The 20,473-nt window shown below is 41.7% G+C and carries 18 protein-coding genes; 11 read left to right on the top strand and 7 right to left on the bottom strand.

Annotated features, from left to right (window positions below; genetic code table 11):
- On the bottom strand, positions 1–657 hold the full coding sequence (locus FG28_RS10525; RefSeq protein ID WP_036382594.1) for a CBS domain-containing protein: 657 nt from the start codon (positions 655–657) through the stop codon (positions 1–3).
- 86 nt (positions 658–743) lie between these two features.
- On the opposite strand from FG28_RS10525, the gene FG28_RS10520 reads away from it, so the two are divergent.
- From FG28_RS10520 to clpX, 7 genes are all read left to right on the top strand, one after another.
- Positions 744–1,460 carry a pyridoxine 5'-phosphate synthase gene (locus FG28_RS10520; RefSeq protein WP_036382592.1) on the top strand — a complete coding sequence of 239 codons (717 nt, stop codon included), beginning with the start codon at positions 744–746 and terminating at the stop codon, positions 1,458–1,460.
- A gap of 3 nt (positions 1,461–1,463) precedes the next feature.
- Positions 1,464–2,234 (top strand): alpha/beta fold hydrolase, encoded by a 771-nt coding sequence (locus FG28_RS10515; RefSeq protein ID WP_036382590.1) that lies wholly within the window; start codon positions 1,464–1,466, stop codon positions 2,232–2,234.
- Between the two features lie 137 nt (positions 2,235–2,371).
- Positions 2,372–3,886 (top strand): lipase, encoded by a 1,515-nt coding sequence (locus FG28_RS10510; RefSeq protein WP_036382588.1) that lies wholly within the window; start codon positions 2,372–2,374, stop codon positions 3,884–3,886.
- Between the two features lie 80 nt (positions 3,887–3,966).
- Positions 3,967–4,311, top strand: a complete 345-nt coding sequence (locus FG28_RS10505) for a phage holin family protein (protein ID WP_036382586.1) — start codon at positions 3,967–3,969, stop codon at positions 4,309–4,311.
- A gap of 100 nt (positions 4,312–4,411) precedes the next feature.
- Positions 4,412–5,734 carry a trigger factor gene (tig, locus tag FG28_RS10500; protein WP_036382584.1) on the top strand — a complete coding sequence of 441 codons (1,323 nt, stop codon included), beginning with the start codon at positions 4,412–4,414 and terminating at the stop codon, positions 5,732–5,734.
- Positions 5,735–5,825: 91 nt separating this feature from the next.
- A complete protein-coding gene (clpP, locus tag FG28_RS10495) occupies positions 5,826–6,506 on the top strand; it encodes an ATP-dependent Clp endopeptidase proteolytic subunit ClpP (RefSeq protein WP_036382582.1) in 681 nt (226 codons plus the stop codon).
- A 92-nt stretch (positions 6,507–6,598) separates the two neighbouring features.
- Positions 6,599–7,834 carry an ATP-dependent Clp protease ATP-binding subunit ClpX gene (gene clpX / locus FG28_RS10490; RefSeq protein ID WP_036382580.1) on the top strand — a complete coding sequence of 412 codons (1,236 nt, stop codon included), beginning with the start codon at positions 6,599–6,601 and terminating at the stop codon, positions 7,832–7,834.
- Between the two features lie 11 nt (positions 7,835–7,845).
- On the opposite strand, the gene FG28_RS10485 is transcribed toward clpX, so the two are convergent.
- Together FG28_RS10485 and FG28_RS10480 are read right to left on the bottom strand one after the other, a co-directional pair.
- Complete coding sequence (locus FG28_RS10485) at positions 7,846–8,385, bottom strand: hypothetical protein (RefSeq protein ID WP_036386475.1); 540 nt, start codon at positions 8,383–8,385, stop codon at positions 7,846–7,848.
- A 218-nt stretch (positions 8,386–8,603) separates the two neighbouring features.
- Positions 8,604–10,112 carry a GH3 auxin-responsive promoter family protein gene (locus tag FG28_RS10480; protein ID WP_036382578.1) on the bottom strand — a complete coding sequence of 503 codons (1,509 nt, stop codon included), beginning with the start codon at positions 10,110–10,112 and terminating at the stop codon, positions 8,604–8,606.
- 96 nt (positions 10,113–10,208) lie between these two features.
- Here FG28_RS10480 and FG28_RS10475 point away from each other — a divergent pair, with 96 nt between their 5' ends.
- From FG28_RS10475 to FG28_RS10465, 3 genes are all read left to right on the top strand, one after another.
- On the top strand, positions 10,209–11,003 hold the full coding sequence (locus FG28_RS10475; protein WP_036382575.1) for a DUF2797 domain-containing protein: 795 nt from the start codon (positions 10,209–10,211) through the stop codon (positions 11,001–11,003).
- Positions 11,004–11,079: 76 nt separating this feature from the next.
- The gene (locus tag FG28_RS10470; protein ID WP_036382574.1) at positions 11,080–12,414 is read left to right on the top strand and encodes a YfcC family protein; all 1,335 of its coding nucleotides are present in this window, start codon (positions 11,080–11,082) and stop codon (positions 12,412–12,414) included.
- 75 nt (positions 12,415–12,489) lie between these two features.
- Positions 12,490–13,254 (top strand): DUF6090 family protein, encoded by a 765-nt coding sequence (locus FG28_RS10465; RefSeq protein WP_036382572.1) that lies wholly within the window; start codon positions 12,490–12,492, stop codon positions 13,252–13,254.
- Between the two features lie 141 nt (positions 13,255–13,395).
- Here the strand turns inward: FG28_RS10465 and FG28_RS10460 are convergent, their stop codons facing one another.
- The 3 genes from FG28_RS10460 to sppA are packed head-to-tail and all read right to left on the bottom strand — an operon-like array spanning position 13,396 to position 18,587.
- Positions 13,396–16,080, bottom strand: a complete 2,685-nt coding sequence (locus FG28_RS10460; protein ID WP_036382570.1) for an AsmA family protein — start codon at positions 16,078–16,080, stop codon at positions 13,396–13,398.
- A 36-nt stretch (positions 16,081–16,116) separates the two neighbouring features.
- Positions 16,117–16,824: a queuosine precursor transporter gene (locus tag FG28_RS10455; RefSeq protein WP_036382568.1), complete on the bottom strand. Its 708-nt coding sequence runs from the start codon at positions 16,822–16,824 to the stop codon at positions 16,117–16,119.
- Between the two features lie 2 nt (positions 16,825–16,826).
- A complete protein-coding gene (gene sppA / locus FG28_RS10450) occupies positions 16,827–18,587 on the bottom strand; it encodes a signal peptide peptidase SppA (RefSeq protein ID WP_036386474.1) in 1,761 nt (586 codons plus the stop codon).
- 69 nt (positions 18,588–18,656) lie between these two features.
- On the opposite strand from sppA, the gene folK reads away from it, so the two are divergent.
- The gene (gene folK, locus FG28_RS10445) at positions 18,657–19,802 is read left to right on the top strand and encodes a 2-amino-4-hydroxy-6-hydroxymethyldihydropteridine diphosphokinase (RefSeq protein ID WP_036382566.1); all 1,146 of its coding nucleotides are present in this window, start codon (positions 18,657–18,659) and stop codon (positions 19,800–19,802) included.
- A gap of 116 nt (positions 19,803–19,918) precedes the next feature.
- Here folK and FG28_RS10440 read toward each other — a convergent pair whose 3' ends face one another.
- On the bottom strand, positions 19,919–20,458 hold the full coding sequence (locus tag FG28_RS10440; RefSeq protein WP_036386473.1) for an RNA methyltransferase: 540 nt from the start codon (positions 20,456–20,458) through the stop codon (positions 19,919–19,921).
- Positions 20,459–20,473 lie beyond the last annotated feature (15 nt).

Genomic DNA, 20,473 nt, shown 5'->3' with positions numbered 1-20,473 from the left:
TTAAACGTTAAGGTATTTTTCCAAATAATCAGACCGCTTTTTTAAATCCTCCAAAAACTGGTCGTCACTATTTCCAAAGACAATGGTGTAGTTGTATCGCCTAAAGGTCTGGGCCACTTCATTCAAGTTTTGGGCACCAATCTTCAAGGTAATTTCCACAATATCATTTTCCAATTTGGTAATAAAGGCTCCCAACAAACGAGCATTGTTGCTCTCCACTATTTGGGCGATCTCACTAAAGGAATAATCCTTGATTCCGATGGATATTACAAGAATGGCCCCCGGTTCCTTAAAAAAGGGAGTGTCTATGAACATGCCCACAATATCCTCTAGGTCGTAGTACCCTGTAATCACTTGGTTTTCATCCAAAATGGGCAAGATATTGGCTTCGTTTCTGGAGAACATCTCCAAAACATCCAACCAGGAAGTGTCCTTGGTCACAAAAAAACTTTCCATCTCAAACCGAAATTCCTCAATCTTCTTGTCCGGTTCAAAACAGGCAAGGTCATTTTCAGACAACAATCCCAAATAGCTGCCATTTTCCGTAATGGCCACATGGGAATAGGTAGTCTCTTCAAAAAATTGAATGACATCCTTCAAGGTCTCCGCTACCTCAAAAACGGGAATAGTGGTTATAATTTGGTTTTGAATCTGCATAGCATCGCTGTTAGGTGCAAAATACTAATTTTAAATCGCAAAAGGCATGCCTAATTCTTATTTTTGACAATCTAAAAAAGAACTTCATGACAAAGTTGAGTGTCAACATAAATAAACTGGCAACTTTACGAAATTCGAGGGGCGGCAATGTGCCCAACCTTATAACTTCAACCCAAGACATTGAGTCGTTTGGGGCACAGGGCATTACCATCCACCCAAGGCCAGATGAACGCCATATTCGCTACCAAGATGCCCGTGATTTAAAACAAGTGGTCACAACGGAATTCAATATTGAAGGTAATCCCATCCCCAACTTTATAGATTTAGTGCTAGAAGTAAGACCCACCCAAGTGACCTTGGTGCCCGATGCAGAGGATGCCATTACCTCCAATGCCGGTTGGGATACCCTAAAACACAAAGATTTTTTGGTGGATGTGATCAAAACTTTCAAGGAAAACGGCATTCGAACGTCCATATTTGTAGACCCTGACGTAGCCATGGTGGAAGGTGCTGCCGAAACTGGTACGGATAGAATTGAACTTTACACAGAAAGCTTTGCACATGGGTATGGTTTAGGCAAAAAAGAACAGAGCATTCAACCTTTTATTGATGCCGCCAATAGGGCACATGAGGTGGGTTTGGGCATCAATGCGGGACATGACCTAAGTTTGGACAACATTAAATTCTTTAAGGAGAACATTCCAAATTTATTGGAGGTGTCCATTGGGCACGCCCTTATCTGTGAGTCTATTTATTTGGGGATTGAAAACGTAATCAATATGTACCTACACCGACTAAAGTAACTTATGAAAGTATTGCATTCAAAAATAGTTGGAGAAGGAAAACCATTCATCATTCTACATGGATTTTTGGGCATGTCGGACAATTGGAAGACCCTGGGCACCCAATATTCGGAGAATGGTTTCCAAGTGCATTTGGTGGACCAGCGAAACCATGGTAAAAGTTTTCATTCTTCTGAATTCAATTATGATCTTTTGAGTGAAGATGTCATTAATTACATGAATCATCACAATATAGATTCCGCTTTTGTATTGGGACATTCCATGGGCGGGAAAACCGCAATGCAATTGGCCACTTCACATCCTGAGCGGGTCACTAAACTGATTGTGGCCGATATTGCTCCAAAGTTTTATCCGCCCCATCATCAATTTATATTTGATGGGCTCTCGCATTTGGATTTTGCTGTCATATCAGATCGCAGGGAAGCGGATGAAGAACTTTCAAAATACATCAAGGAGAGAGGAATTCGCCAGTTCTTATTGAAAAACCTCTATTGGGTTGAAAAAGAAAAATTGGGATTCCGTTTCAATTTTGAGGTACTCAAAGACCGAATGGAAGAGATAGGTGAGAATATTATCCCCAACGCTATCTATGAGGGCCCTACCCTTTTTGTCCGGGGAGACCGATCCGAATATATACAGCCCAGCGACTTTTCGGAAATCAAAAGACATTTTCCAAAAGCCGAAATTGAAACCGTGGATAAAGCCGGACATTGGCTTCACGCAGAAAATCCCAAACAGTTTTTTGAAAAGACCTTCAACTTTTTAAATTCATAAAATTTGACCCTTTTTATTATGCATGCATAATTTTTTTGCCCATTTTATTGCCTGTATAACAATTTTGACCTAGTTTTGGTTAACTCTGGTTTAACCATAAGTTTTAATCATGAACTAACTCAAAACAGATTTTGGATATGAAAAAGTTGTATGCCTTACTTCCCTTTTTAGGCCTATTCTTGATTGCATGTGAAGAAGATACTACCCCAATTGACGACACACCAGACCCCATTGAATACACTGCAGGAACAGCAGATTTCTCAAATTATGTTGCCGTAGGAAACTCCCTAACGGCAGGCTTTTCAGACAATGCCCTTTTTAGAGCAGGCCAAGAGGCCTCTTTTCCCAATATGCTGGCGGCTAATTTTGCGCTGGTGGGCGGAGGTGCATTTGAAATCCCCTATATGGCGGATAATCTGGGTGGAGCAACCATTGGTGGCGAAACAGACGCCAACATGGATGGCTCTCCGGATATCGGCAACCGATTGATTTTATCCTTTGCCGCTGGACCCGCTCCGGTCCCTGTGGCAGGACAGGGAAGCACTGAAATTACCAACAAACTCTCAGGGTCTTTTAACAATATGGGCGTTCCAGGTTCCAAAAGTTACGAGCTTCTGGCACCTGGCTATGGTAGCTTGGCAGGTTTGGCCGTAGGAGCCGCTAACCCATACTTTGTACGCTTTTCTTCCTCAGAAAGCGCTACTGTAATTGGAGATGCTGTTGCCCAAAGTCCTACATTTTTCTCGCTTTGGACGGGCGCGAACGATGTCCTTCTCTATGCCACTGGAGGTGGCACAGGAACGGACCAGACCGGAAACCTAGACCCAAGCAGCTATGCCAGAAATGATCTTACAGACCCCATGGTTTTTGCAGGCTCACTTGATGCTATACTCCAAGCTATGACCGCCAACGGGGCAGATGGCGTTATCGCCAATTTGCCAAACGTAACGGATATACCCTATTTTACAACGGTTCCACACAATCCTGTTCCCTTGGATGAGGCTACCGCTACGCTTTTGAACGGTGCCTACAATGCCTACAATCAAGGTTTGCTCCTTGCACAAAGTTTTAGTCTCATTACCGCTGATGAAGTGGCAAAAAGAACCATTTCCTTTTCCCCGGGAGAAGGAAACGCTGTTGTTATTTTGGATGAGGATTTAACCGATTTAACAGGGGTTGACCCCGGACTGATCAATATGCGACAAGCTACTGAAGAAGATTTATTGGTATTGACATCACGTACCTTTATCGGTACTTTGGCCAATCCTGCAGACCCAACTTCCATAAACGGGGTTGCAGTTCCACTGGCCGATAAATGGGTGTTGACCCCAGATGAGCAAGAACTTGTTGAAAATGCGTTGGCCGCCTACAATCAGACCATTGCTGGCTTGGCAACGGCTTATGATTTGGCTTTCGTTGATGCCAATGCATTGTTGAACGAATTAAAAACAGATGGTTTTCAACAAGCTGATGGAAGCATAGTCACCGCAACTTTTGCCACTGGAGGTGGATTCTCGCTAGATGGTGTGCACCCCTCACCAAGAGGTTATGCCATACTTGCCAACGCCTTTATTAAGGCCATAAACGAAAAATACGGTTCCAATTTACCTGGGGTAAACCCCTTGGATTATACTGGGCTGTACATTAACTAAACAACGTTTTATTTCATTATCTTAAAGGCACCGTTTGCAACGGTGCTTTTTTTATTTTAAAAAATCTAAAACATCACTTTATGAAACTGATCTTAAGACTTCTACTGAACGCACTTGCCGTTGTTGTGCTATCCTACATCCTTCCAGGGGTTGGTGTGGATTCCATGGTCACAGCTATTATAGTTGCGGTGGTATTGAGCCTCCTCAACTTCATTGTAAAACCAATCTTGGTAATCTTAACCCTTCCCATAACCATTGTTACCCTTGGGCTCTTTCTATTGATTATTAATGCAGTCATCATACTTATTGCCGCTAATGTCATTGATGGCTTTCAGGTAGTAAACATCTGGTGGGCCCTAATTTTTAGTCTTTTGCTGTCCTTTTTACAGTCCATCTTGCATTCAATTCTAAAGGAAGATGTCTAGAATGTATTTTAGTTTGACATTCAACGCTTTAAAAAGTTGCTGCCAAACCAAAAATGCATTACTTTTGCCACCCATTTTTGAATAGCAAATTAGGTAGGAGATGAACATTACTAAAGAACAGATTGACGATCTTAATGCAGTTGTAAAAGTCGCCATCAGTAAAGAGGACTATCAGGACAAAGTAGAAAAAATCCTGAAAGACTATAGAAAACAGGCCAATATCCCAGGATTCCGGAAAGGCCAAGTACCCATGGGGCTTATCAAAAAACAGTATGGAAAAGCTGTTTTGGTGGATGAGGTGAACAAACTATTGCAGGACAATCTGAACAAATACCTTACCGAGGAAAAATTGGACGTTCTTGGCAATCCACTACCCAAACAACAGGAAAACTTTGATTGGGACAACGAAAATCTGGACTTTGAGTTTGAATTGGGATTGGCACCCGACTTTGATGTTAACTTGAAGACCAAGAAAGCGGTTACCCAATATAAAATTGTAGCCGACAAAAAAATGATTGAGGAGCAAGTGGAACGCATCCAAAAACAATATGGCAAACTGGTTTCGAAAGAGGAAGTTGGCAAAAAAGACGAAGTAACTGGTTTCTTTGCCAATGAAGAAGAGGATATTGACCACAAGACCACCATTGAGATCAGCAATGTTAAAAGCAAAAAGGCCGTTGATGCCCTAGTTGGAAAAAAAGTGGGAGACTCCGTTACCCTTTCCACAAAAGGTCTTTTTAAAGAAGACTATCTTTTGTCCAGTGCTTTGGGAATTGCCCGTGACAAGGCGGACAAGTTGAATATCGATGTAACGTTCACCATTGAGGAAATCAATGAAAGGGAGCCTGCCAAACTGGACCAAGAATTGTTTGACAAGCTTTTTGGCGAAGGCAAGGTAACTTCAGAAAAAGAATTGAAAGATCGCATCAAGGAAGATTCCGAAAAACAGTTTGAGCAACAATCCGACCAGAAATTGTTGAACGATATCACAGAAAAACTTATTGATGATACCAAATTTGAGCTTCCAGCTGAATTCTTGAAAAAATGGATTCAGATCAGTGGTGAAAATGTACTTTCTGAGGATGAGGCCAAAGAAGAGTATGAAAAATCAGAAAAAGGACTTCGTTACCAACTTATTGAAGGTAAAATCATCCAAGAAAACAACCTTCAGGTACAATTTGATGAATTGAAGGAGTTTGCCAAAGGTTTCATCAAATCCCAAATGGCCCAATATGGCCACATGGATCCACAAGAAGAAGAACTGGAAAACATTGCCACACGGGTTTTGGGCAATCAAGATGAGGTAAAAAGACTATCGGAACAATTGATGAGCCAAAAACTGTTGGACCTTTACAAAGAGAAGGCCAATCTTAAGGTAAAAGAGGTCACTTATGATGACTTTGTCAAAGAGGCATATAGCTAGTCTTGGGCCAAAAGAAATATTAAGTATCTTTACGGTGCCGAAAAGCTAATTTTTCGGCACCTTTTTTTTAAGAAAAATTGAGAGAAATCCTATGGATTACGGTAAAGAATTCAAAAAATATGCTACCCAGCACCATGGCATAAACAGCATGTACTATGATAAGATCATGAGTACCATGTATCCCATGAACATGACCCCCAATATTATTGAGGAAAGACAGTTGAACGCCATAGCCATGGATGTTTTTTCCAGATTGATGATGGATCGCATTATCTTTTTGGGAACGGGCATCAATGACCAGGTAGCCAACATTGTACAGGCCCAATTATTGTTTCTGGAAAGTTCCGATGCCACAAAGGACATCCAAATATACATTAACTCTCCAGGGGGGAGTGTGTATGCCGGATTAGGCATTTATGATACTATGCAGTTCATAAAACCCGATGTGGCCACTATCTGTACCGGTATTGCAGCCTCTATGGCCGCGGTATTGCTTTGCGCTGGGGAAAAGGGAAAACGAAGTGGACTGACCCATTCACGGGTGATGATCCACCAACCTCTTTCTGGAGCGCAAGGCCAGGCCAGTGATATAGAAATTGCTGCCAAAGAGGTCATTAAGATCAAAGAGGAATTATATCAGATCATATCGAAACATTCGGGTCAATCTTACGACAAAGTGTACGATGACAGTGACCGTGATTACTGGATGAAGGCAGAAGAGGCCAAAAAATATGGTATGATCGATGAAATTTTGGTCAGGGAAAAATCGTAAAACAATTACAATTAATTACATATCAACTACTTGAATTAGAACAAATTCATTTTTTTTACGTTATTAGTGGTTGAATCATGAGCTAGAGATATATGGCAAAGGAAAACTTGGAATGTTCATTTTGTGGGAGAAAAAAGCCAGAGACCAATTTATTGATTGCAGGTCTTGATGCCCATATCTGTGACAGATGTATTGAACAAGCCCATAGCATTGTTGCTGAAGAGTCCAAACAATCTAAAAATCAAGATCTTTCTTCAGAGTTGGTACTCAAGAAACCCATAGAGATCAGGGATTTTCTGGACACTTTCGTAATCGGACAGGAACGCACCAAAAAAGTGATGTCCGTTGCAGTGTACAATCATTACAAAAGACTTTTGCAGCCCAAAAGCAAGGAAGACGATGTAGAGATTCAAAAAAGCAACATTATAATGGTTGGGCAAACAGGAACAGGAAAGACTCTGATTGCCAAAACCATAGCTCGAATGCTCAATGTTCCTTTGGCCATTGTGGATGCCACTGTGCTCACCGAAGCAGGTTATGTAGGAGAGGATGTGGAAAGTATCCTGACCCGATTGCTACAAGCCGCCGACTACAATTTGGAGAAAGCGGAAAGAGGGATTGTTTTTATTGATGAAATTGACAAGATTGCCCGCAAAAGCGATAACCCATCCATAACCCGTGATGTTTCCGGTGAAGGGGTTCAACAAGGTCTTCTTAAATTGTTGGAGGGAACCACCGTGAATGTTCCACCAAAAGGGGGACGTAAGCACCCCGATCAAAAATTCATCGAGGTCAACACAGAAAATATTCTTTTTGTGGCCGGGGGCGCCTTTGACGGTATTGAACGTATCATCACCAAACGTTTGAACATGCAGGCCGTGGGCTATGCTGCATCCAAAGCCGAGGATAAATTGGATAACCAGAACATCCTTCAATATATTATCCCAAAAGACCTAAAGGAATTTGGGCTTATTCCAGAAATCATTGGTAGGCTTCCTGTGCTTACGCACATGGATCCATTGGATGCCAAGACGTTGCGCGCCATCCTCACCGAGCCTAAAAATGCCATCATTAAGCAGTATGAAAAGCTTTTTGCCATGGACGACATCACCTTTACCATTACAGAGCAGGCTTTGAACTATATTGTTGAAAAGGCCGTGGAGTATAAACTGGGAGCTCGTGGACTTCGCTCACTCTGTGAGGCTGTTTTCACGGACGCCATGTATGAACTCCCTAGTAGTGATGAAAATGAATTCAAGGTCACCAAGGCTTATGCCGAGGAAAAACTCTCCTATGAGACCATCAAAAAATTAAAGGTAGTATCGTAGTATCCTAAACCTTAAACTGCCTTTTTGGTCACCTGCTCCAATAGTCCCAAACTAACTTGGGAGATGATTTTCTCATCAGAGTACAAGTGATGTCCAAAATTTGGGATAATGGTAAGGTCCACACCCAAGGATTTTGACCACTTGGCATCCGGTTTGAATTCATCCAACTCGCCATAAATCAAGTTTAATGATGTTTTTGGCTTTTGGTCTTCCAACCGTATTCTGGTGGCCGAAATAGCCGTCAGGGATTTCATGGGCAAACCTTTCAAAGCAGCCTTGTATGCTATGGTTCCTCCTGTGCTAAAAGCCAAATAGTGGCTGGGTACCGATTCTTTTTTGAGCAAATGGGCCACTGCGGTATCAATTCCTCCTTCCACAAAGGCCTTGTGGACGTTTTCTTCCGTGGATACGGGAACATCTATGTCCCCCAATTGTTGACAATCGTAAAAAACAATGTCATAGTACTGTTGCAAGTACCCAAAATAAGACGCTATCCAAAGGCCTCTTTTGGTTCCCCACATGTCTGAGATAACAACTAGTCTTTCTGCCATCATGTTATTGGTTTAGTGTTTATATAAAAGATTTGATAAGGGAAATTTCAGTAATAATGATAGAATCACCACTTTTTTTTGTTTAAAGGAAACGTTTGTTCGATAAAACGTTCAAACTTACGAAAACGTTTTCGTAAAACGTGATTTAAATGTACAAGTTGCGTATTAGTCTTTATAAATGACTGATTTTTAAGGTGTAAACAATACACTAACTGCAGTTAATTCATTTGAAGCAGCTCATCGATATAGTCCCGATTGTTGGACAATCTTGGGATCTTATGCTGCCCCCCTAATTTGTTCTTGGATTTTAACCAGTCGTGAAAAAGATTCTTTCGTGCTACATGTACTTTGGGCATTCTTAGGGTAATGTTGTTATAACGTTTGGCCTCATAATCAGAATTGAGCGATTTTAGCGCATTGTCCAAAAATTCCGTAAAATATGCCACGTCTTCTGGTGGTTTCCTAAATTCAATGATCCACTCATGCCCGCCCTTTTCGCTTCCGTTCATAAAAATGGGTGCAGCCGTATAATCCATGATTTCGGAATCGGTCTTCTGGCATATCTGTTTTAAGGCCTCCTCGGCATTTTCAATAATCAACTCCTCACCAAATACATTGATATGGTGCTTGGTCCTGCCCGTAATGCGAATTCGATAGGGGTTTTTTGAGGTAAAGCGAATGGTATCCCCAATTTTGTATCGCCACAATCCAGCGTTGGTGGTTATTACCATGGCATAGTTGACTCCGGTCTGCACTTCCCAAAGTGGGATAGCATCTTTTTCACCCCCTTGGGAATCCATGGGGATAAATTCATAAAAAATACCGTAATCCAACATCAATAATAATTCATCGGAATCATTCCTATCCTGAATTCCAAAAAAACCTTCCGAAGCATTATAGGTCTCGTAATAATTGAACCGTTTTCTGGGCAGCAACTTTTTATATTGATTCTTATACGGCGTAAAACTCACTCCCCCATGAAAATACACCTCCAAATTTTCCCAAATCTCAAAAAGGTGGTTCTTTCCGGTTTTTTCCAATACTTGGTTCAATAACACCAACATCCAAGAGGGAACTCCAGCCAAACTGGTCACGTTCTCACGGATGCTCTCCTCAATAATGGCCTCCAATTTGGACTCCCATTCACTCATCAAGGAAACTTTATTGCTAGGGGTGCTGCTATATTCCGCCCAAAGCGGCATATTATCAATCAAAATAGCGGAAAGATCGCCAAAAAAAGTGCCATTGTCCTCGTAGAGTTCCTTGCTCCCACCCAATCGAAGACTTTTTCCCGTGAATAATTGGGAATTTTCATTATTGTTCAGGTATAGGCACAACAAATCTTTACTCGATTTATAATGGCAATCCTCCAAGGCCTCCATGCTCACAGGAATAAACTTGCTCTTGGCATTGGTGGTACCGCTGCTTTTGGCAAACCACTTTATGGTCGTGGGCCAAAATAGGTTCTGCTCGCCCCTGCGGGTGCGCTCTATCAAGGGTGCAATATCTTCATAGCTTACTATGGGCACGCGGTTTCGGAACTCCTCGTATTTAGGGTTATCCTGAAAGCCATATTGCTTACCGATCATGGTGTCCTTTGAAAAATCCACCAAATGCCGCAACACCTCATCCTGAACGTCCAAAGGATACTTCAGAAAAAGCTCTATTTGATGATATCGCTTCCGTAAAAGCCAAGAAGCGATGGAATTGAATAATGGTATTGGCATTTTAGGTATATTTAACCAAGGAATTTAGTTTGGTGCAATAGCTAAAATAGCTTTTCTCGCATTCATTTTCAAATCGATAAAAACATTCATTCCAATATGCTATACGAAGGAGTCCTGCGCAAGATGCAAACTGAAAATGGGAAGCCCATCCAGTACTATTTGATCTTTGACACCGGTTTCCTGAATGTGAACCAAGCCTTGGACAAGGAACTCCAAATTGATTTTATCAAATACCAATGCCTTAATTGCGGGGAAGACAGACCAATATATCGACAGGGGTTCTGCAAAACCTGCTTCTACGAAACCCCACATGCCGGCGATTGGATCATGAAACCTGAGTTGAGTACGGCCCACTTGGACAAGGAAGACCGCGATTTGGAGTTTGAAAAGAAAATGCAATTGCAACCCCATATTGTGTATTTGGCCAACTCCAGTAATGTAAAAGTGGGGGTAACCCGAAAATCCCAGGTACCCACCCGATGGATAGATCAAGGTGCCCACGAGGCCATTGAAATTGTGGAAGTGCCCAACCGGTATTTGGCCGGAATCACCGAGGTTGCCCTAAAAGATCATGTGAGCGACAAGACCAGTTGGCAAAAAATGTTGAAAAATGATATTGAGGACCTGGACCTTATTGAATGGAGAGCCAAACTAAAGCCCTACATTCCGGAAGAAGCCGCCAACTATTTTATTGAGGATAATTCGGAGACCAATTTGGAGTTCCCGGTTTTGAAATACCCTGAAAAAGTAAAAAGCCTGAACCTGAGCAAAACGCCAAGTTACAAAGGGGTACTTAAGGGCATTAAAGGACAATATTTGATTTTTGAGGACAATACGGTTTTTAATGTTCGTGGTAGTGAAGGCTATTATGTAGGGATAGACATCCATTAAGACCTAAACCAGTCTTGACAGTAAAAAGGACCTCGGAAGGTCTTTGCTTTTAAATAACCAACCAAAACCAAACTGGATGAAAAAATTTCCCAATGCTTTCGTCATACTCATTGCTGTCATCATTTTTGCCTGGATTCTTACGTACGTTGTTCCGCAAGGAAGCTATCAACGCCTGATTGATGAGGTCACTGGAACAACAAAAGTCCTTAACGATTCCTACCAATCGGTCACTTCAGAACATCTTTCTGTATTGGATTTGATTCTCTCCATCCCAAGGGGAATCATTGGGCGGGCAGATGCCATTGTTCTTATCCTTTTGATAGGCGGATGTTTTTATGTTATAGAAAAAACGGGGGCACTTAACCAAGGATTGGTAAAACTAGTAAATGTTTTGGAAGGAAAGGAGACCTTGGCCCTAATCCTAGTTTCGGCCCTCTTTACCGCTGGAGGGGTAACCATTGGTATGCAGGAAGAAGTCATTGCCATGATTCCCATTTTGCTTTTGTTTGGAAAAAGTCTAGGGTACAACACATTTACTGTCATTTTAATGAGCTATGGGTCTACGGTGATTGGGAGCTCTTTTAGCCCATCAAATCCCTTTGCTGTCTTGATCGCTCAAAAAGAAGCTGGGCTTCCATTGCTTTCCGGAAGTGGGTTTAGACTTGTGGTCTTACTGGTGGTTTTTGTGACTTGGACAAGCTATCTCATTCGATATGCCAATAAGCACAGGATTGAGAAAATAAAAATGCCCTCAGCCCACGAATCCATGACCACCAGCAGCAAAATCATTTTGCTGCTGCTCTGTGGAACATTTTGTGGTGTCATCTACGGCCTCATCTATCTGGATTGGGGCTTTAACCAGATGTCTGCTTCCTTCTTTGCTTTGGGTATTGTGGCCGGTCTTATTGGCAAACTGGGCGTCAACGGTACTGGAGAAAACTATATTGAAGGGTTTAAGGAAATGATGTTTGCCAGTATCATTTTAGGGTTGGCCAATAGCATTTCATTGCTATTAAAAGAAGGTATGATTATGGATACCATTGTATATGGCCTTTTTGGGCCTTTAAAATACCTTTCGCCTTCGGTCTCTGCTGTCTCCATGATGGTTGCCCATTCATTTTTGCACTTCCCGGTACCCAGTTACTCGGGGCAAGCGGTGTTGACCATGCCTATTTTGGTCCCACTTTCCGATTTGATAGGACTTTCTCGACAGGTTTGTGTATTGGCCTATCAATATGGTGCTGTTATGGCTGATATGATCGTACCCACCAACGGCGCGCTGATGGCAGTTTTGGCTCTTTGCAATATTCCCTATAACAAATGGTTGAAATTTGCACTTAAACCTACATTACTCATTTTATTGATTGCTGCTATTGCTTTGATTACAGCCGTGGCCATAGATTACCAGTAGCCTTAATTCAAAGGGATGTTCAAAAAATAGTTAGATTAGTTTCCTAAAACCAGCTAGAATAACCACCGAACACTTATGTTAAAGCTCTTTAGAAAAGTTAGAAAACAACTGATTGCCGAAAAAAAATTCAGCAACTACCTCCTTTACGCCATTGGTGAAATTTTTCTGGTGGTCATCGGAATCTTAATTGCTCTGGCCATTGATAACGCCAACGACAACAGAATCAAACGAGAAAAAGAGCAGGTCTATCTTAAAGGTTTAAAGGAAGAATTTGAGACCAGTAAAATAAAACTCGAAGAATTAATTGGTTATAACAAAGATAGCTATGAAGCCGCTATTACTATTGTTGACCTCATGGACAAGCAGGAACCTCCTTCCGAAGAAAAGTTATCCGAATTGTTTGTTACTGCTTTTGCGTATGATATTTTCTTCAACCCTAACAATTCCCTGCTTAATGAAATGATCAACTCGGGTAGTCTCAAGGATATTTCCAACGACACCCTGCGGATTCAACTGACCAATTGGATTTCTTTCATTGATGATATTGCCAATCAAGAAAAAATGCTTGGCGAAGAACGCAATAATACCGTCAATGTGTTTCGGAATGAGGGCTATAGCATCCGTACCATATTGGATCATACCGGCATGTCCACAAAATTAGGAATTACCCCGAGCAAAAATCCTGTTAGTAATTTAGGTGCCTTGGAGTCCATTGCCTTTGAAAACAACATTCTATTGTTCATCATTACAAGTCAATCTACAGAAACGGAACATTACAATCCTTTGATGTATAGCTTGAATTCCATTTTGGAGACTATCAACAACGAGTTGGAACAATAAAAAAGAGGCTATCTGAAAAGTACAGAAACATGTCATTCTGAATTCATTTCAGAATCTCATAGCACTTAAATCAAAAGTTTATGTGAACCTGAAACAAGTTCAGGTTGACGAAAACCATCTTTTCAGACAACCTCTAATTTTTTAGTTCACCGTATCTTTTTTCTTGCCCAATAAACCACCCAGAATTTTCTTAGCAGCACTTTTCACAGGCTCTTCTTCGGTTTTGGTCGCAGTAGTGTCTTTCTCTTTATTTCCTCCCAGCAAACCACCGATAGCTTCCTTCACCCCATCGGACTTGGTGGAGGTGGAATCTTTTTCATCCTTTTTAAACACATCGGACAACAAATCCTTGGCTTTGTCCTTACCTTGGTTCACCAATTTTTGTTTTTGGATTTCCACCAACTGGGTCGTTAAGGTTTTCACCCCAGAAGTCAAATCCGTGGTCACGGTAGGATTGGTGTAATTCCCCCCAATGTTTGCAGTTACGGGAATGGTAAGGTCCTTAAGACTGTCATCATTCATTTGAGCGATAAGCTTGTTCACCTCAGCACCAAGGTATTTGGCTGGGACGTCCAAGGTAGCCTTGTACTGCATTTGCTTGTCAAAAGTGTGGCTGCCATCCACATTAATGGCGATGTCCTTATACTTTACGGTAAATGGTTTCACACTTACCTTACCATTATCAAAACTCAATGCTGTTTTCAAATCATTCAAATTGATGTCCTTGGTGTCCAAAAAGTTCAGCTTGCTATCCAATGCGGAAAGTAAAGGTGCTTTTTCTGTGGTCACCTTGGTAGAGAGCAGTTCGGCTAAGAGATTTCCCGAAATTGTGGTCAGATTCGGTGTAAAATCATCCTTCAAATTCCCAGAAATCTTTACGGTGGAATTCAATTTTCCCTGCAGCGCATTGGCCAACGGAGCCAAGGCTTGGAACATTTCCAAAGCGGCAAAGGATTCACTGATTCCAAAATTGCTCATGCCCAGATCCATATCAAAAGTAGAGGCTGCCCCTTTCGTGGAAACCGAACCCGTTAGTCCCAAAGTTCCCCCGAAAAGGTCCGAAGTCAAGTTTTTCACCGTGGCCGTTTCATCTTTGATGGTCAAGGTGCCTTTTACGTTTTTTAAGGTTAAATTATCATACAACACCGTGCCGGCGGCGGCCTCAATGGTGCAATCCAAAAAGGACGGAATCTTGATGCGTTCCTCCCCTCCTGAGGTTTGGGCCTCTCCATTTTCTGCTTCAGCAGTCTCTTCCATCATAAAATCGTTCAATGCAAAAGTGTTGGAGGTCAATGAAAAGTTCCCTTCCACATTTTCATTGTTGAACATGAATCCGAGTAAATTGGTGAGGGTTCCTTTAGCATCGAAGTCTGTATTTCCTGTTTTTCCTTTAAAGGAATCCAGGGTAACCGTGTTGGGATTAAAAGAGACCGCCGCCGTATTGATGGCCACTGGATTCTTCATCTCCTCCGAAGCATATTCAAAACCAGAAACAGATGCCTTACCCGTGGTTTTGGTTTTCTGATACTGTTTTTTCTCCAAGGATTCCATGTCAAAGGAAGTGGTGATATCAGCATTCAAAATTCCTTTAAGATTGTAATCATCTGGCACCGGATACGCTTTTGATATGTTGGCCAGATTGATACGTCCATCCATATCCGCATCTACCTTGGTGTTGCCCATTAAATCCCGAATTCTGGAGGTAAGGTTGAATTTATCCTGATCAATGGTAAACGAAAGTCGTTTGATGTCCACAAAAGTATCTTCCGTGATTCCGGTAGTATTGTTGATTTCGGTGTCGATGTACACATTTTGCACCGATTTGGGCAGATCCGGATACTTGAAAGAAGCATTTTCTGAGTTGATAGCAATATGAAAGGCTGGAATGTGTTCATCATCCACAATTCCTTTAAACGCACCACTGACCTCAAAATTACCTGTGGTCTGCACCGTTTCAATATTTTTGGAATAGGCTTCGGGAATCACCGCCAAAAAGTTCTTGAAATCTGAGGACGGTGTTTTAAAAGTGATGTCCACTTCTTGATTGTCCTCGTTGACCTTCACAAATCCATCAAATACCAAAGGTAATTGGTTGATCAGGGCTTTGTTCTCTAAAAAAGTGTATTTATTCTCTTTCAGGTCGATGCCGATGAGTGCATCCAAGGAAATCTTATTGTTGTTCAAATACTTGGTACTGTCCATCTCAAAGGAAACCAACGCATCGGTCAATGTCTTTAATTCCGATTGCTCCAAAGAAAGATCTCCCGTTCCGGAATGGTTCATTTCGTCAAGTGAAAAGCGCATCTTGCTAGATCGATCATCGTAGATAATTTCTGAATTGGTAATGGCATAGGAATCCATGTTCAGGGTAAAATTGTCGCTGGACTCTTCTGTGGTTTCAGGCGTAGTAGCAACATCATCCGCTTTAGCGATATCGTAATTGGCATTTTCGTTTTCATCCACCAAAATGTGCAGTTTTGCACGGTCAATGTTCAACTTTTGAATCACAATAGGCTCATCGGCTGATTTAAAAAGCTCTTTGATAGACATCGCAAGCTCAATATTCGAGGACGAGAACAAGGTATCTCCCTCAAAAGGAGCTTTATTTACCAAGGATAGGTTCGTAAGTTCCACATTGGCATTCGGGAAACTTTTGAGCAAGCTCAGGTTGGCATCCTCAAAATCCAATGTGGCATTGATGCTGTTGTTCACCTTGTTCTTAATGATTTCTTCAATCTTACCTTGAAGAAACAAAGGAATCGCAACAATTAGGGCAATAAGTACAAGTAGGGTTATTCCAGTAATCTTTAGGACTTTTTTCTTCATAAATAGATGTTTTACAACAAATTAAAGGAGAAGTTGTCAATCCAAAGCTATTTCTTCCCCTATTTTTAAGTTAAATCTTCTACGTATTAGATATACGAAAAGATAGAGTAATGGGGTGTCGAGAAGCGCAATAATTATCTTAAAAATAAAACCACTGATGACCAATCCGTAGAATTTATCCCAGGGTAATACTCCAAATATACATAATAGACTTACTACGGTAAGGGTGTCCACAAATTGTGAGGAAAAAGTGGAAAAGTTGTTACGGAGCCATAGCATTTTCCCCTTGGTGACCCGCTTCCAAAAGTGATAGATGGAAATATCGATATACTGTGCGGCCAAATACGCCAGCATGGAAGCCAGTACGCCCAACGGTGACAGTCCAAATACCTTGGTAAAGGTGATATCATCCACGGGTGATGAGGCAATTGCTGGTGAGTAATTGGCCAAAAGAATAATGCCCATAGAGAAAAATGAGGCAAAAATACCTGCGGTAACGACTTGATTGGCCTTTTTCTTTCCAAAGATTTCTGAAATAAGATCCGTGATCAAAAAGGTGATGGGATAGGGCAAAATCCCCACGGAAAGTTCAAAAAGGGGTGCCCCAAAAACCGTGGTATCCCCAAAAGGGTTCCAATAAAAGAATTTTTGGAAAATGAGATTAGATACTACCAAGGAGGTGATGAACAGCGCACCCATGTACAGATAAATGGAAAACGCTTTTTTTCTGTCGTTTTGCGTCATCCTTATTTAATGTTTAGCCTAAAGGGCATCTTGGCCTGTATTCCTTTTTGTTTGGACAACTGTTTGAACTCGGAGAACAACTGATAGGCCTCAGCTCCTATTTGTTCCTTAATGGCCTCCTCTCCTATTTTGGATTTTACACCACCCAAATCTTCCATAAACCGTTCAAAATCTGACTTGTACTTGGGGTATTTCCGGATGCTATACCCGTCCAATCCGGCCATTTCAGCGGCTGCGTTTATGGCATCGTCCAAGTTGCCCAACTCGTCCACCAAGCCATTGGCTTGGGCATCCACTCCACTCCATACCCTTCCTTGGGCAAGGACATCCACTTGGTCCACGCTCATGTTTCGCCCAGCGGCCACACGTTCCAAAAAGGTCTGGTAGGCTTCTTCAATACCTTCCTCAATAGTGTTCCTAAAGGTATCGCTCATAGGCTCAAACAGCGAGTAATCCACCGAGTTCTTATTGGTACCCACTTGTTCCGCATTGATACCGATGTTCCCTGCCAATTCATTTACATTGGGAATCGTTCCAAAAACACCAATAGACCCGGTAATTGTGGTAGGCTCGGCAAAAATTTTATCTCCCCCAACACCAATGTAATATCCCCCTGATGTTGCCATATTTCCAAAGGAAACCACCACAGGTTTTTCTTCCTTGGTCAATTCCATTTCACGCCAGATGATATCCGAAACCAAAGCGCTCCCTCCAGGAGAATCAACCCGTAATACAATGGCTTTTATGTTTTCATCGTCCTTAGCTTTACGCAAAGCATCCACCATTAACCCCTGACCAATATAATCCTTGCCCCCTTCTCCGTAAAAAATTTCACCTTGGGCATAGATCACTGCAATTTTATCCACTCCCGTATGAATTCGTTGGCGATTGGCGGTTAGGGCATAGTCCTCAAACCTAATGTAATTAAGATCTTCATTTTGATCAATATATACCTTTTCCCGAAGCAAGTCCTCATACTCATCAAAATGTAAATTTCCATCCACAAGTCCAGATGCCAAGGCATATTTTGGTGTTCGTCCGCCAAGGGTATCGGCAATCACATTCAAATTATCTGGTGTAATGTTGCGAGATGCGGAAACATCGTCAACAATCACGTTCCAAATAGAGGATATCAATTCTTGTATCTGCAAGCGATTTTCTTCACTCATGGTATTGGAAAGGAAAGGTTCCACCGCACTTTTATATTTTCCATGGCGAATCACCTCCATCTTCACCCCGGTTTTTTCCTGAAAATCCTTGAAATAGAGTACTTCTGTGGAAAGTCCTTTAAAGTCCATGGCCCCAACGGGGTTTAGGTAAACTTCGTCAGCCACACTGGCCAGGTAATAATCCTTTTGGGAATAAAAATCGGAATAGGCGTACACAAATTTGTCCGAGGATTTAAAATCCAACAATGCCTCCCGTATTTCGCGTGTCTGTGCAATGCCCGCTTGCAAAAAATTGGTGGTCAGGCTAATACCCTCAATATTGGAATCCTCTTTGGCAATCCTAATGGCGTGGACAACTTCGTCCAAACCGATTTCATTGTTCCAAAGGCCCAAAAACGGATCAGTATCATCCTTGCCCGTATAATCCACAACCACAGGCATAAAACCAAACTCCAAGATGGAGTTGCGCTTTACCACAACGCCATCATCCACATTACTCACCAAGGCGATGAAAATAAAGAACATGCCCACCAGTATTCCAAAGGCCATTAAACTTCCTAAAATGGAGGCCAAAAGGTTTCTCAAAAAATTCATCCAATAAAAATTTATTCCGTGCCAAAGATAACCATTGTTGCATTGTTTTGTTACTTTGTCCTTTTCATTATGGGCCAATCTCAACATGTATATCTTTCCCTGGGCAGCAATTTGGGAAATCGGCATGCCACACTCCAAAAGGCTATTTTTCGTATTGAAAAAAAGGTGGGCAAGGTTCTGTCTGTATCCAATGTATATGAAAATCCTGCAGTGGGGTTTGAGGGAGATGATTTTCTCAACATTTGCTTGGCTACCTTGACCAAACTCTCCCCAACAGATTTATTGGAGGCGATTTTGGAGATTGAAAGGCATTTTGGTAGAGATCGTTCCGGGGGCGAAGGCTTTAAATCCCGTACCTTGGACATAGACATCATTTTCTATGGGAAGGAAGTCATAGACCTCTCCCACCTGAAGATTCCCCACCCGCAAATGCAGCACCGGAACTTTGTACTGAAACCCCTGGCCAATATTGCTCCACAATTTTATCACCCTGTGCTGCAGAAGGACATTCGAAATCTATTGCAGGAATGCAAGGATCGTAGTAAAATGGAAAAGACCAAATACAAACTGTTCCGAAACCGGGCCGAGCTTTTTTCCAAATTACAGTTCATTGCCATTGAGGGTAACATTGGCGCTGGGAAGACCACCCTGTCCAAAATGATTGCTGAGGATTTTAATGCCAAATTGGTATTGGAACGCTTTGCAGACAACCCTTTTCTACCCAAATTTTATGAAGATCAGTCCCGCTATGCCTTTCCGTTGGAAATGTCCTTTTTAGCGGATCGCTACCAGCAGTTTACAGATGACACCTCACAGTTTGACCTGTTCAAAAACTTTATGGTGAGTGATTACGACATTTTTAAATCGCTCATTTTTGCGAAGATCACCTTACAGAACGATGAGTTTAATTTGTACCGAAAGGTTTTCAATTTCATGTACAAAGAGGTAAAAAAACCTGAGATTTACCTCTATCTCTATCAAAATACAGAGCGGTTGCTGCTAAATATCAAGAAACGGGGAAGGGATTACGAACAAAAGATTCCACCTGAATATTTGGAGAAAATTAACCGTGGTTATCTGGATTTTATCAAGGATCATCCCGAACAAAACAGTATAATTTTGGATATGAGCGAGTTAGATTTTGTAAACAATCCCAAAGATTATGAAACCATTTTAGAGCAGTTGGAAGACACTATTATTTTGGCTGATTTTTAAGAGAATTTTCACAAAATGTTTGGATATAACGAATGGTTTTATTTTATTAGAGCCCTCTAATCGAGGAACTAACTAACTCAAACTATATATCCAGCCCTGTTTTTACAGGGCTTTTTTTACTTTTTGGGGTTGCATTTGGTCCAGATGTCCCAAACCACTACACCCGCACTTACCGAGATATTCAACGAATGTTTAGTTCCAAACTGGGGAATCTCCACAACCACGTCACTGGCAGTGACCACTTCTTGGGAAACGCCTTTTACCTCATTTCCAAAAATCAAGGCGATGGTCTCTTTGGTATCAACCGTAAAATCATTGAGCATGATGGCGTTTTCGGCCTGTTCCACTGCCACGGTTCGAATACCACGTTGTTTTAGTTCCCCAACAAGTTCCAAAGTATCCTTTCGGTATTCCCATTCCACACTTTCCGTAGCACCCAAAGCCGTTTTCCGGATGTCTTTGTGCGGTGGTGTGGCCGCAATGCCGCAGAGATAGATTTTTTGGATCAGAAAGGCATCAGCTGTGCGAAACACGGAACCAATATTGTTCAAGCTTCGGATGTTGTCCAAAACGATAATAATGGGCGATTTATCCGTTTGCTTGAATGCCTCCACATCCAAGCGCTCCAATTCGCTATTTTCCAGTTTCCGGTTCATTTTTTTAACCATTGG

The sequence above is a fragment of the Muricauda sp. MAR_2010_75 genome (genome assembly GCF_000745185.1).
Taxonomy (GTDB): domain Bacteria; phylum Bacteroidota; class Bacteroidia; order Flavobacteriales; family Flavobacteriaceae; genus Flagellimonas.
The sequence above is the reverse complement of the archived record's forward strand: the minus strand, read 5'-3'. Positions and strand labels throughout refer to the sequence as shown.